The following is a 14,212-nucleotide window of genomic DNA, read 5'->3' on the forward strand; positions in this document are numbered from 1 at the left end:
TTCCTTTATCAAAATATCGATTATTTATATTTCCGTTAATCTTGGATGTTCAGATCGCAAAAATTGGACTGAGTTCCATCCAGATAATCTATTAGGTATAAATGTTATTTATATCAAAGTATCAATTTATTAGAGTTGTATCCTTCGTGTCAATAAAAATTAAGTTTTTATTTTTCTATCGTTATTAAATCAAGCGGTATAATGTGATTTCTCCACAGTTCAAGATAGAAATATAGTAAATTAAATGAAAGTAATTTTAGTGATATATTCATTGTCAGAAGCAAGAAACAAATCCTCTGCCTTTCTTCAACAACCATTAATATTCATAATTAATCCAAATCAAGCGTTAATCATTTTTTTAGGATTACAAAAAAGTTGAGCATTTCGCTGATTTTAATAACCTATTCTGAAATAACCCATAAAATTATGAAACAGAATAATTAAGCCAGGGTAATTTCAGTGTCATACTCATTGTTAAAAATAAACCACAAACATTAAGGATAAATTATGGCAGATATACTTAAATATGGCGATACAGTAAGAATATTAAATGGTTACAATAACTGGCAAGGAGGATATCTCAGTACACATGGAAGTAACGACATCCCAGGAGCAAAACATAACGTATTAACTGTAGCTCCTTCCTTTTCTGATCTAGGGGTAATATGGCGAATACAATCAGGAACGGGAAAAGCTATCGGCAGCGAAATAATTAATGATGATATTATTTTGCTTCATAATCTGGCTTTCTGCGATGGTGGTTATTTGGGATATTATGATGGCCCAAATCAACCGGTACCAAGTGGAGAAATACATCCGATAGTCACATCTGATATAAATACATATTCTCCAAAAACATTAGAGTGGATTATTTATTGCGAGACACCTTATTCTATAAAGGGAAATATCATAGAAGGAGCAATTATCAGCCTACATAATCGATGGGGAAATAAAGGTTTCCTTAATAGTTATGGTAATGCCAACAAACCAAACACGTTATATGGTGTATCTCTTTCTGGTAATAGCGCTCGTAAAGTACATAAGGTAGACCAGTGGAAGATGGAAAAAATCAATGACCCTTGTCCGCCTACCAAACCCTCAAATTGTGGTGGAGAATGTGGTACTAGCGACACTGGTAAACACTGTTTCCAATTGCCTCAAAGTATTCGATTTGGCCTGACAGCTTACAATAATACGAACATTCAGCAAACGGTAAAAGTCTATATTGACGACCTTCTGGTAGACACATTAACCGGCAAAGGAACAAATAATCCGATGGCGACCAAAACCTACACATCAGGTACAGGAAAAGTTTGTATTGAAATTGAAGGAGATGGCAAACCTAGCAAACTGCGTTATTTCGATAACACCCTCGATGGAAAACCGGGAACAGCCATTATCGGCGCTGAAAATGGCACCAATAATAATTACAATGATTGCGTAGTAATATTAAATTGGCCGCTGGTGTGAATTAAAAATACTTTGAAAAATTTCACCACAAACGAAAATAATATTTACCAATCAATTAAAGCGGTATTATGCCGCTTTTTTATGCCACATTTAGCAACGCTAATAAAATTATCATCAAAATCATTTTTCGATATTACAATAATTAGGGGCTAATAAGGAAGCCCCTTGGTATATATCATACAAGATGGTTAAATAACGTTTCGTAATTATGCTACACATAGCCCCATCCAACCAATTGTTATACATAGAATTATGAGTGGTATAAGATGTAGCGCTATTTTGAAATCTTATTTAAATAATCAGACTCAGTATTCCATATTAAAAATCTTGAAAAAATATCGCTCGATCAAACGGTGTTCGGTAAAGAGAATTTTGTTGATCTATTGTAGTAGCCTGAGAAGACATACCAGAAATAATCCCTATTTGACCAGCCGCAAGATTTCCCGTCATCAGCGTGTTCATATTATATTGGCAAAGCTCTACCTTCCATTTATCTGCCACAACATTATACCACTCGACGATTAATGTACCATTATTTGCCGCAAGCAATCCAATTCGCCAGCGGGACCAAGTATTTTTTGGCCATTCATAACTCAGTGGAACACCATGAGCATCACCTAGCGTCGGTTGTCCTTTATAAATACCATCCGTTTGTTTACCAACAAAATTGACTGCCTGAATCAAATTAGCCTGAAGATTCCAAACCATGATATAAGGCGTCGCCGTGTCAATCGAAGTCCCTAACGAAATATTTGATGGCATCCATTGAGGCTTACCTTGATATCCCCCAGTCAAATGAATCGCCATATAGCCGTAACCAATATTTTGATATGTACCGCTTGCGCTCGTTTTCTTGGATAGCACACTTACTGAAATGTCAGGATATGGATTACAAAACAGGTCAAGTTCACAATAACAATGTCTGGCATCAACCGGTGTGTCTGTTGCAATCCCGAGACAGTGACTGCCAATATTGCCAAATTTAGACAAAGTTTGTGCCTTGAAAGCTTTCCTTCCCCCAACACTGATGATATCCCAAGCGCTAGTCCCGTAACCTGAGTCCTTAAACAACACACCAGCTCTCTGTGTTGTCGCATCTACCCACATCGACCTTCAGGATATAAATTTGGTTCCCATACCGTTATTGGAACCGCAGTGGAATTAGATGAACTTTCAATTGAGATTTGACGTTCATGTTGTTCTAATTTCATAACTAAAATATCTCCTATAAAAAATAAAATCACACTTCAATCTTATTTTTATACCTAAAATCAAGATTAATTTTAATTCTAAAATGAATAAAAACCCTCATGCTTATCAAAAAAACATTAAATTCACCAATGAATTGTTAATATATGAATTTACTTATAATCCATTAATGGCATTAATTTACCCATATGCAAAATAATTTTTCAAAACAGTAGATCACTTGGAGATAATTAAATCCAATTTCAATTATCTATCAGTTAAATATAAACATTGAGTTAAAATCAGAAAAAAATAATATAAATTATCTATCTATTAGTTGAGCCAGATCTTTATTTATAAAAAATAATGATGTTTGTTTAATTTTAAAAAAAGTAAATAATAGAGTCTTATGATAAGGTGATTTGTATAAATTAAGAATTAGGATAAGTATTTTAGAGGGAACTAAATAAGAAAAAACGAAAATAACTAACCTAGGAGTATTAATCATGTCAATTGTTTTTGCATCAATAGATCCACGTAGCAATCCGCTACAAACATCAAGTCAAAATTATGTTGATATACCCGGTTTGAAACTTGATGTTTCAAAGTATTCGAACTCACCATGCTTAACAGCATTAATCACGTTAAATATACCAACGCCCTATGCTTCAGGTAACAATTTTCCTGGAGGGAACTTTGCTATTGTAACTGATCAAGGCGAACAATTGGCTTACGGTGGATTTACTTACAGCAGTAAGATCCCAGAAAATTCTGGACGTATGCCATTCACACTGGTTGCCCGTTATTCTCTTGCATCTAATGTTTCTACTATAAAAGCTCAATGGAGTAATATACGTGGTAGTACGGTACATATCGATTCATATGCATCTATCTCTGCGGTTATTCAGTGCAATCAGTTAGTTTAGTTTCAATGATTAAGTGCTGTGTCATACACAGTGTATAGAATTAATTTGGAGTTAGGCCGCTACCGACATTTTCTATTCATAAATGGAAACATTAGTGGTGGCTTAACCTCAGAAAGATAATTTTTATCAACTCATAAAACAGCGATCAATTTTATTTCATACTCTCGCCTTTCAATGTAATATATATTTAAATGTATCATAATATAATATAATATAATATAATATAATATAATATAATATAATATAAACTTATATTAAAAACGACTATCTTCCCAGTAAGCCATTAATTATTCACATACTGATTATTTAAATTTTTCAAAACAGTAGATAACTTTGAAGTAACTTATTCCAATTTTTCCGATCTGTTTAATTGCAAAAAACCAAACTTTTATCATTAAAACCAATACATTTTGAAAGATAACGGATATATGGGGCTAATAAGAAAGCCCCTTGGTATATATCCTACAAGATAGTCAAATAACCAGATTCAATATTCCATATTAAAAATCTTGAAAAAATATCGCTCGATCAAACGGTGTTCGGTAAAGAGAATTTTGTTGATCTATTGTAGTAGCCTGAGAAGACATACCAGAAATAATCCCTATTTGACCAGCCGCAAGATTTCCCGTCATCAGCGTGTTCATATTATATTGGCAAAGCTCTACCTTCCATTTATCTGCCACACTATTATACCACTCAATAATTAATGTTCCGTTATTTGCCGCCAGCAATCCAATACGCCAACGTGACCAAGAATTTTTTGGCCATTCATAACTCAGTGCAACACCAGAATTAGCACTGCCTAGCGTCGGTTGCCCTTTATAAATACCATCTGTTTGTTTACCAACAAAATTGACTGACTGAATCAAATTAGCCTGAAGATTCCAAACCATGACATAAGGCGTCGCCGTGTCAATCGAAGTCCCTAACGAAATGTTTGATGGCATCCATTGAGGCTTACCTTGATATCCCCCAGTCAAATGAATCGCCATATAGCCGTAACCAATATTTTGATATGTACCGCTTGCGCTCGTTTTCTTGGATAGCACACTTACTGAAATGTCAGGATATGGATTACAAAACAGGTCAAGTTCACAATAACAATGTCTGGCATCAACCGGTGTGTCTGTTGCAATCCCGAGACAGTGACCAAATTTAGACAAAGTTTGTGCCTTGAAAGCTTTCCTTCCCCCAACACTGATGATATCCCAAGCGCTAGTCCCGTAACCTGAGTCCTTAAACAACACACCAGCTCTCTGTGTTGTCGCATCTACCCATCGACCTTCAGGATATAAATTTGGTTCCCATACCGTTATTGGAACCGCAGTAGAATTAGACGAACTTTCAATTGAGATTTGACGTTCATGTTGTTCTAATTTCATAACTAAAATATCTCCTATAAAAAATACAATTACACATTAATCTTGTATTTTATACCTCAAATAAGTTCATCTTTAATTCTTAAATAAAGTAATCCACATAAAATCCAACAATATTAAATCCATTAATGAGTTGTTAATATATAGTCTTGCTTATAACCTATCATCAGGATTAATTTAAATAATATAAATTTCCCTATTCACCAGACAGATGATCAATATGATAGAGTTAAATTAGCGTATCTTAATATTATTCTCACCCTATTTCAGTGGTAAAAAAATTCAAACGAAATATTAAATCCCAATCACCAAAAAGGATATATATAAATGAATACATCAAGTTATCTTTTTCTTGGCTCAGAAAATATTAGACACAATCAGAAGTCGTATGAATCTGATATCGGTTATCCCCAGCCTATAAATAACGATTGGCCTGATCTTCCTATTGAATTTCAAAGGCATATTGATGATGTGATTAATTTAAATGGTTTTTTGTATTTTTTTAAAGGCTCACAATATCTTAAATTTGATATCGCAAAAGCAAAAGTGATTGATGGACCAAAACCTATTATAGCAGGATGGCCGGGATTAGCCGGAACGGAATTTGAAAACGGGATAGATGTAGCCATAGAATGGCCCTATGTAGCAAAAATGGGTATGACAGATGTCGTCTGTTTCTTTAAAGGTAGTGATTGTATTGATTATACGGTGAGTTCACATACTGTTAGCAAGAAAACTATCGCAGACAGATGGGGGATAACAGAACAATACTCAGAATTTAGTGAAAATCTGGATACAGCTATTTTATGGATAAATATTGGTAGCCCTTTTCTTTTCCTTTTCAAAGACAATTCGAACATCAGGATTAATCTGAAATCGAATACCATCGATGGTCAAGCACCCATTGGTGCTAATTGGCGGGGTGTGACCTTCAAAAGAGTTCAAGCTGCGGTGCCAATTGATATGGATTTATTAGGCAGCGAGATGGGCAATGACAGTAATACCAATACCTATTTCTTCCTTAATTCAGAAAATATTAAATATAATGATCCATTAAATAACATCGATACCGGTTATCCTCAACCTATCCGTAATAATTGGCCTAATCTGCCTATTGAGTTTCAAAGGCATATTGATGATGTGATTAATTTAAATGGTTCTTTGTATTTCTTTAAAGGCTCGCAATATCTTAAATTTGATATTGCAAAAGCACAAGTGATTGACGGACCAAAACCCATTATAGAGGGATGGCCGGGATTAGCCGGAACGGAATTTGAAAACGGGATAGACGCCGCCACAGAGTGGATAGATGTAAAAGAAGATATCGTTTGTTTCTTTAAAGGCAAGGAATGTATTAATTACACTGTGAGTTCACACACCATTGATAAGAAAAATATCGCAGAAAGATGGAGAATTACCGGAGAATACGCAAAATTTAGTGCAAATTTAGATGCCGCTATTCTATGGCGGAACTCCGGTTATTTTATTTATCTTTTTAAAGGTAATGAGTATCTCCGCTTACATCTCATGTTGAATAGTATGTATGGTGAACCCGAGCTTATTCAAACTAAATGGAAAGGCGTCACTTTCAATAAAATTCAAGCAGCAGTGTCCGTTGATCCCAATGTATTGGGGAGTAATATCAATATAAAATGCGGTGGAACATGTGGGATTAATAATACCGGTAAACACTGCTTTCAATTACCTCAAAGTATTCGATTTGGCCTGACTGCCTACGTAAATAGTGATGTTCATCAACAATCAATCAATGTCTATATCGATGACCGATTGGTCGATACCTTAACCGGTAAAGGAATAAGTCACATAACAGATGTTAGGACCTACACATCAGGTACCGGCAAAGTCTGCATCGAGATGATAGGAGAGGGTAAACCCGGCAAACTCCGTTATGCCTATAACACTCTCGAAGCAAAACCCGGCACAGCCATTATCGGCGCTAACAATGGTTCCAATGACAATTATGATGATAGTGTGGTAGTGTTGAATTGGCCATTATCATGAGACAAAAATATATCGCAGTGATATCTGAAAATAGAAAATCGAGTAAACACATCAAAATGACATTCAAATTAACCATTATTAAGGATGTAAAAAATGAATTCAAACACCTATTTATTTCTTAACTCAGAAAACATTAGATATAACGACTCAGAAGATAAAGCAGACACGAGTTATCCCCAAACTATCAGCAATGATTGGCCTAGTCTCCCTATCGAGTTTCAAAAAGATATTGACGATGTGATTAATTTAAACGGCTCATTATATTTTTTTAAAGGCTCTCAATACCTTAAATTCGATATAGCCAAAGCCTTGGTGATTGATGGGCCAAAACCCATTATTGAGGGATGGCCGGGATTGAAAGGTACCGGATTTGAAAATGGTATCGACGCAGCCACAGAATGGGTGGATACAAAACAAGATGTTGTCTGTTTCTTCAAAGGCAGAGATTGCATCGATTACACCGTCAGTTCACATTCGATTAATAAGAAAACCATTTCAGACCGGTGGGGCACTATCGGGAAATATGCAGGATTTAGTGAAGACCTCAATGCCGTTATTTTATGGAAAAATACCGCCGGCGCTACTATTTACTTTTTCAAGGATAGTTATTACATCCAATACAATACAAAATCTCATGCTATCGATGGTGAACCCTCCTTTATTCAAGCTTACTGGAACGGAGTTACTTTCAAAAAAGTTCAAGCCGCCGTATCGGTTGATATTGATTCGTTAGGTAGTGAGTATAGAAACTGTGGCGGAATATGTGGCAGCACAAATACCGGTAAACACTGTTTCCAGTTACCTCACAATATAAAGCTTAGCCTGTCAGCCTATGGTAATACTGCCCACCAGCAAACGATAAAAGTGTATATTGACGATCAGTTAGTCGATACATTAATCAGCCAAGGTGCCAATAGTGTGTTGGGCTTTAAAAATTACTCATCGAGTACCGGCAAAGTCTGCATTGAAATGATAGGCGACGGCAAGCCCTGCAAACTCCGTTACGCCTATAACACCCTTGACGAAAAACCGGGAACAGCCATTATCGGTGCCAGCAATGGAGGCAATAATAATTACAATGACAGCATAGTCGTGTTAATTTGGTCACAGTCCTGAATAAAAAAGCCAAAATACACTACGCTGGCAACATCAGTAGAGATGACATTTATCAATAAATTAAAGCGGTATTATGCCGCTTTTTTCTGTATATCACGGCAGATATATCGGTAAAATGATACCGTTTTTGCTGATATGAACAGGGTTAAAAACAAAAAAAACATGGCTTACCTTTTCAAGTAACATGATAATAAGCCAAACTCACTCATCCTCCAAATAATCCCCTATCTGATAAAAATTAACTTTTTGATCTTTTCTTTTCCTATCTCCCATTGCTATGAATATTCAACAGTGCAGGAATTCAACCCTATTTTAGGCCCACAAGGGATCAGATAAAAGGCAAGATAACCTGTTGATGGCAATAACCGAATCCTGAAATGACACCAGAAGTTATGCACTAATAGCATAATCGGAGGGGAAGTCATTTCAGGGTAAGTATCAGTTGTTTGAAAGGCAATAACATATTTTCCGAGGAAATGATGGATATGGATAATGTACTTAAATATGGCGATACCGTGACAATATTAAACAGCTACAAGAATTGGAGCGGGGGGTATCTCAGTGTATTTGGCAACGGTAATAAACCCGGAACAAAATATGGCGTGGTAACTGTAGACGCTTCTTTAGCTATTTATGGCGGTGCCTGGCGAATTGAGTCAGCAACAGGAAAATCTGTCGGCAGTGAAATAATCAATAATGATATTATTTTACTGCACAACCTGTATTACTGTGATGGCGGTTATTTACGATATTATGATGTGGTGGAGCAAAATGAACAATTAACCGAAATACATCAAGTCTACACCTCAGATATCCGCAAAAAAGCGGCATTAGAATGGGTTATTTATTGTGAAACCACACCACCAAATGCAAACATCAGAGAAGGCGATAGTATCTCCCTCTATAATCGATGGGGAAATAAAGGTTTTCTTGATACCCATAATCATGCCGGCGATACAGGCTCGTTATATCAAGTCTTCATGTCCAATAATGCGGCCCGTAAAAGCCACACCGGTTTGTGGAAAATGGCAAAGGTGAATGATCCTTGCCCTCCCCCTGATGTGTTGACCAATATCATGCCATTGTGGCGTAAGATGCGGTAATAACGACTCACTTTATCGCTCAAGACAGATACTCGCCCAATGCGACATAAGTATCTCCATAATTTTCGTCAAAAATGGAATGGTATTGATATTCAGTATGCTTTCAACTTTTCTATCGCCGGGCTCAATGCCCGGCGGAGGAATGAAGAATATGATTCTATTGCGCTGTAACAGGCGATTATTAATCTGAATACCGCGTTCGATAACTTCTTTAATCCGAATTTAATCCGAAGTTGCGGGCAAAGTTTCCAACGTTTAAACGTCAACATGGAAAACAGTCAAATCATCATTGTGTTGGCGTGAAGGTACTGGATAATGCGATTAAACAAACGCGACTGGCAGTGTCCGATATGCCAAATTGAGCCTGATCGTGCTTGTCATACTCCAGCGGCGGCCTTTGAAGTGGGAAGCTTCTCGCGATAGGATGAGGAGCAGTCACCAAGATTAAACTTATTACCAACAAATAAGTGACCCACTGTCGCCAAGAAATAGCGACCACAACGACGCCCAAGGTGATAATCCCGACTCAGCGCTGGCAAACGGCTGCCTAATGCACTGGCAGTTAATGGTGCAGGCGGATAAATTTCAAAAATCTGCACATCATCAGGTGGATTTTCAATAAATTTCTGGGTGTGGTGGTAGCTTTTCGCATGTTGTTGTAGCATCCGTACCATCTTTTGCAGACCACTATCTCCCAACCAACGTTCCATTCGTTGCATCCAATCAGGCGTGTAATAGAGCTGTGAAGGGACCGTACGGATCACCACGATGGTATCTGCACCACGCCGATACGCCTCTTCTACTGGAATCGCATCACTGATGCCACCATCATAATAAACAACATCATTGATCGTCACACCATTGCGATAAAACCCAGGAATGGCACTTGATGCCTTAATCACTTCCAGCCAATTATTCTCATCAGGCTGGAAATAGGTAGGTTCAAAATTATCTGAACGACATGCGCACATGTAAAACTCACATCCAGCCTCAAATTTGCGTAAAGCTGTCGGGATATCCAATGGCAGTTCCTGTGAAGCGGCCTGCACAAACCAATCTAAATCAACTAAATGACCACCACGTACAAAACGCAAAGGGTTAAAGAAGGCTGGATTAGTTGTATAGCGACTGATCGCTCGCCGGGCATATCCACGCTGTCCACAAATATAAGCTGAAAGGTTCTGAGCGCCTGCCGAAGTGCCAAGCAGCAGATCAAATGGGTTGAATTCAACACGCATAAATTCATCCAGCACACCCGCAGTAAAAATGCCGCGTTGCCCTCCACCTTCACAAACCAGTGCAACCTTTCCAGATTTAATAGACGACTTATATTTATAGGATAATAGATCAATATTCCCCAACGTTATCGGTATACGTTTCCCCACACAGCCCCCAAGAAAATAAATGACGGATAGAGAGCATAACTTGGAAAGTTATTATCCGTCATTATATTATGGTGCTACGTAGCCAATATTTTGATAAAAGTACCCCTGGTGAGGGCGCATATCTGGTTAGTGCTATTCAGTTTAGTACAACGTAAAATTATCTGAATGGAAAACAACCACTCATAACAAAATATATTATTTTTTTATGGTCAGACCGTTTTGAATCGACTTGACCCCTTTCACTTTAGAGATAATCTCTATAATTTCTCTGGATTGTTTCTCGCTTTTCACAAAACCAGAAATATAGACAACTCTCCTCTCTGTTTTTACTGAGATATCACTACTGTTGATCCCTTTTGCTGCCAACAACTCACTTTTAATCTTCGCTGTGGTCGCACTATCACCCATATAACCATCGATGTTTTTCATTGAATCATCGATTTTCTGACCAGCACTGTCGAGTGCTTGTGTCGCTTTATTTTTAAAAGACTCCTCCGCCAGTACACTATTGCTAACGATAGCAGTACCCAAGGCAATAGCCACCAACAAATGGGCCAATTTAACATTCTTCATCCTATACCTTCCTTAATTGCCGGTTAGATTTCTGAATCTATAAAGCCATTCAAACCGTTTTTACGCAGTGTGCTTTTACACAGGTGTTTTTACACAATGCATCTTTACACAATGTATCTTTACACAATGTATCTAAGTAGAATCGTAATCTAAGCAGAATCACAATCTACATTAGAATTAAAAACAGGTTATCACTCCCAATAGCTGAGAGGCTAAATCGGGAAATAAGCACATCAATACAGCAAAGACCGAGGAAATAGTAACAGGAAAATAAAGCAAAGTGCTATAAAATAAGATGGATCTTACCCGACTAAATTATAAATTATTCTTGTGTTACATATATTTTTGTAAAGAAAAAGGCTAACTTGTTGTTAGCCTTAAAAATATTAATGTTCCCGTGTTTTACGGAAATTGATGTCAGGATAACGTTCACGGGTCAAATTTAGGTTAACCATCGTTGGGGCAATATAGGTCAGATTATCACCACCATCGAGCGCCAGATTTTGCTCACTCTTACGCTTAAACTCTTCCAGCTTCTTAGCATCATGACACTCAACCCAACGCGCTGTTGAGACATTTACTGGTTCATATAAAGCTTCAACGTTGTATTCGCTTTTTAAACGGGCAACAACCACATCAAACTGGAGAATACCAACGGCTCCCACAATCAAATCGTTATTTGCCAGTGGACGAAATACCTGTACAGCACCTTCCTCAGATAATTGAACCAATCCTTTCAGCAGCTGTTTCTGTTTCAGAGGATCACGCAAGCGAATACGACGGAATAATTCCGGCGCAAAGTTAGGAATGCCGGTAAATTTCAGATCTTCCCCTTGAGTAAAGGTATCACCAATCTGAATTGTCCCGTGGTTATGCAAACCGATAATATCTCCCGGATAGGCATGATCCACATGAGAACGATCACCCGCCATAAATGTCAGCGCATCAGCAATCACCACATCTTTCTTAATTCTTACCTGATGCAGCTTCATGCCTTTTTCATATTGACCTGACACCACACGCAAGAAAGCCACACGGTCACGGTGTTTAGGATCCATATTGGCCTGAATCTTAAAGATAAACCCGGTAAATTTATCTTCCTGAGCGGAGACTTCGCGAACATCTGTCTGACGCGGCATCGGCGCAGGTGCCCATTTAACCAAACCATCCAACATGTGATTTACGCCGAAGTTACCCAGTGCAGTACCGAAAAATACCGGTGTTAGTTCACCTTGCAAAAATGCCTGATGATCAAACTCATGAGAAGCCCCCTGCACCAGTTCCAGCTCCTGACGCAATTGTTCAGCCAGATCTTCACCAATCGCAGCATCCAGTTCAGGATTATTCAGCCCCTTAATTGCGCGGACTTCCTGAATCGTGTGCCCCTTTCCGGTCTGATACAGGTAAGTTTCATCAAGATAGAGGTGATAAACCCCTTTAAAAGACTTACCGCACCCAATCGGCCAAGTGATCGGGCAACAAGCGATATTCAACTCATTTTCCACTTCATCCATCAGTTCCATCGGATCACGGATATCGCGGTCAAGCTTGTTCATGAATGTTAGAATCGGGGTATCGCGCAGACGGGTCACTTCCATCAATTTACGTGTCCGCTCCTCAACCCCTTTAGCGGCATCAATGACCATCAAACAACAGTCAACCGCCGTCAATGTACGATAAGTATCTTCGGAGAAATCTTCATGCCCCGGCGTATCCAACAGGTTAACCAGGCAATCTTGATAAGGAAACTGCATCACAGAAGTGGTAATGGAAATACCACGCTGTTTCTCCATTTCCATCCAGTCAGATTTCGCGTGCTGGTTTGAACCACGGCCTTTCACCGTACCGGCTTTCTGAATCGCCTGCCCAAACAGCAATACTTTTTCAGTAATCGTCGTTTTCCCTGCATCAGGGTGAGAAATGATAGCAAAAGTTCGCCGTTTAGCGACTTCCTGCTGAAAAGGGGAATTTGACATCAATAACAATCTTCTGCTTTATATACGGGCTTGTATTCAACATCAGACGCTTCCCCGCAAGGAGAACAGTTGCCAAACCCGTGGGTGAATGAAAAATTGGCGCTCATTTTCGCTGAAATTGGTGCTATAAACAATCAATCAATTTTATAGCGCTTATTAGGCAAACAGCGGCAACGCCATGATGATGGCATCTTCTTTACCTGTCGCAGTAGGATAGTAATGCTTACGAACAGAGACTTGGTTAAACCCTGCTTGTTCATACAATCTAATAGCAGAATGATTCGATTGTCTGACTTCAAGCCATAAGGTATTCACCCCTTTGCCCGGTAAAATTGACATTAAATACGCTAATAATGCTTTACCATAACCCTTACCTTGGTAGTCAGGATCAATAGCAATATTAAATAGGGTTGCTTCATCTAATATCACTTGGGTTATGGCAAAACCAATAAGTTGTTCATTAATCGCTATTTTATAATTCAAATACCGCTCCCCCTGATTACCGAAAAATGTTTTTTCACTCCACGGGAACGCATGACTGGCTTTCTCAACCAGAAAAGCGGACGGGAGATCAGCGGGAGTTAATAGAGAAATGTTGTTCATGTTGAGAAATCTGTTGCCAAAGAGAACGTTTTGCCTGTCCATCACAATATAAATCATTTAATGCCGGGCTTCTCAAAGAAATTCCCGGCCATGATAGTGTAATATCCACCCCTAACAACCAATATGGGCACTTAACCTGTTCCGGTAACATCGCAACATTATTTGTTGTAATGCAGTAAACAGAGGATTTATCCAACCCCATAGCGGTGAAAATATCTATTAATAATGAATTAGTTAAATCAATGTGGTCATTGGTAATAATCAGCAGACGAGTGGTGTCAGGTAAGTGAACAGCTAATTCACCTTGCAAAACCGTAGGGTTACGTAAGGTCCATTGGGTAATCCCCAATTGAGCTAATAACCTGTCGCGCCGGGTTACCATATCTATATTACCTGCTGTAAAAAATAATCGGTAACATGTTATCAGAGGCCACGATCTGCGCCAATATTGGGTTGAGATTTATCACTATC

11 protein-coding genes and 2 pseudogenes are annotated in these 14,212 nt (G+C 38.2%); 6 read left to right on the plus strand and 7 right to left on the minus strand.

Annotated features, from left to right (window positions below; all coding sequences use genetic code 11):
- Window positions 1-507: 507 nt before the first annotated feature.
- Window positions 508-1,470: a fucose-binding lectin II gene (locus PluTT01m_RS21730; protein ID WP_011148336.1), complete on the plus strand. Its 963-nt coding sequence runs from the start codon at window positions 508-510 to the stop codon at window positions 1,468-1,470.
- A gap of 318 nt (window positions 1,471-1,788) precedes the next feature.
- On the opposite strand, the gene PluTT01m_RS21735 is transcribed toward PluTT01m_RS21730, so the two are convergent.
- Entirely contained in the window at window positions 1,789-2,577 is a 789-nt protein-coding gene (locus PluTT01m_RS21735) for a hypothetical protein (protein ID WP_011148337.1), read from the minus strand.
- A 587-nt stretch (window positions 2,578-3,164) separates the two neighbouring features.
- Here PluTT01m_RS21735 and PluTT01m_RS21740 point away from each other — a divergent pair.
- On the plus strand, window positions 3,165-3,584 hold the full coding sequence (locus tag PluTT01m_RS21740) for a hypothetical protein (protein WP_011148338.1): 420 nt from the start codon (window positions 3,165-3,167) through the stop codon (window positions 3,582-3,584).
- Between the two features lie 500 nt (window positions 3,585-4,084).
- On the opposite strand, the gene PluTT01m_RS21745 is transcribed toward PluTT01m_RS21740, so the two are convergent.
- Window positions 4,085-4,966 (minus strand): hypothetical protein, encoded by an 882-nt coding sequence (locus PluTT01m_RS21745; protein ID WP_011148339.1) that lies wholly within the window; start codon window positions 4,964-4,966, stop codon window positions 4,085-4,087.
- Window positions 4,967-5,290: 324 nt separating this feature from the next.
- On the opposite strand from PluTT01m_RS21745, the gene PluTT01m_RS27985 reads away from it, so the two are divergent.
- From PluTT01m_RS27985 to PluTT01m_RS21765, 4 genes and pseudogenes are all read left to right on the plus strand, one after another.
- The gene (locus PluTT01m_RS27985) at window positions 5,291-6,985 is read left to right on the plus strand and encodes a hemopexin repeat-containing protein (RefSeq protein WP_011148340.1); all 1,695 of its coding nucleotides are present in this window, start codon (window positions 5,291-5,293) and stop codon (window positions 6,983-6,985) included.
- Window positions 6,986-7,078: 93 nt separating this feature from the next.
- Window positions 7,079-8,101 (plus strand): photopexin PpxB, encoded by a 1,023-nt coding sequence (gene ppxB, locus PluTT01m_RS21755; protein WP_011148341.1) that lies wholly within the window; start codon window positions 7,079-7,081, stop codon window positions 8,099-8,101.
- Window positions 8,102-8,586: 485 nt separating this feature from the next.
- Window positions 8,587-9,204, plus strand: a complete 618-nt coding sequence (locus PluTT01m_RS21760; RefSeq protein WP_011148342.1) for a hypothetical protein — start codon at window positions 8,587-8,589, stop codon at window positions 9,202-9,204.
- A gap of 144 nt (window positions 9,205-9,348) precedes the next feature.
- Window positions 9,349-9,530, plus strand: a pseudogene (locus tag PluTT01m_RS21765) (RNA-guided endonuclease TnpB family protein); the annotation flags it as partial.
- 141 nt (window positions 9,531-9,671) lie between these two features.
- On the opposite strand, the pseudogene PluTT01m_RS21770 reads toward PluTT01m_RS21765, so the two are convergent.
- The 5 genes and pseudogenes from PluTT01m_RS21770 to PluTT01m_RS21790 form a co-directional block, all read right to left on the minus strand.
- Window positions 9,672-10,589 (minus strand): annotated as a pseudogene (locus PluTT01m_RS21770) (patatin-like phospholipase family protein); the annotation flags it as partial.
- A 195-nt stretch (window positions 10,590-10,784) separates the two neighbouring features.
- Window positions 10,785-11,162, minus strand: coding sequence for a BON domain-containing protein (locus PluTT01m_RS21775; RefSeq protein ID WP_011148345.1), 378 nt, complete (start codon window positions 11,160-11,162; stop codon window positions 10,785-10,787).
- Between the two features lie 386 nt (window positions 11,163-11,548).
- Entirely contained in the window at window positions 11,549-13,138 is a 1,590-nt protein-coding gene (prfC, locus tag PluTT01m_RS21780) for a peptide chain release factor 3 (RefSeq protein ID WP_011148346.1), read from the minus strand.
- 156 nt (window positions 13,139-13,294) lie between these two features.
- The gene (gene rimI, locus PluTT01m_RS21785) at window positions 13,295-13,741 is read right to left on the minus strand and encodes a ribosomal protein S18-alanine N-acetyltransferase (RefSeq protein WP_011148347.1); all 447 of its coding nucleotides are present in this window, start codon (window positions 13,739-13,741) and stop codon (window positions 13,295-13,297) included.
- Window positions 13,710-14,123, minus strand: a complete 414-nt coding sequence (locus tag PluTT01m_RS21790) for a DNA polymerase III subunit psi (RefSeq protein ID WP_011148348.1) — start codon at window positions 14,121-14,123, stop codon at window positions 13,710-13,712. Before PluTT01m_RS21790 ends, rimI begins: the two co-directional genes overlap by 32 nt.
- Between the last annotated feature and the right edge of the window lie 89 nt (window positions 14,124-14,212).

Source organism: Photorhabdus laumondii subsp. laumondii (assembly GCF_003343245.1).
Taxonomy (GTDB): domain Bacteria; phylum Pseudomonadota; class Gammaproteobacteria; order Enterobacterales; family Enterobacteriaceae; genus Photorhabdus; species Photorhabdus laumondii.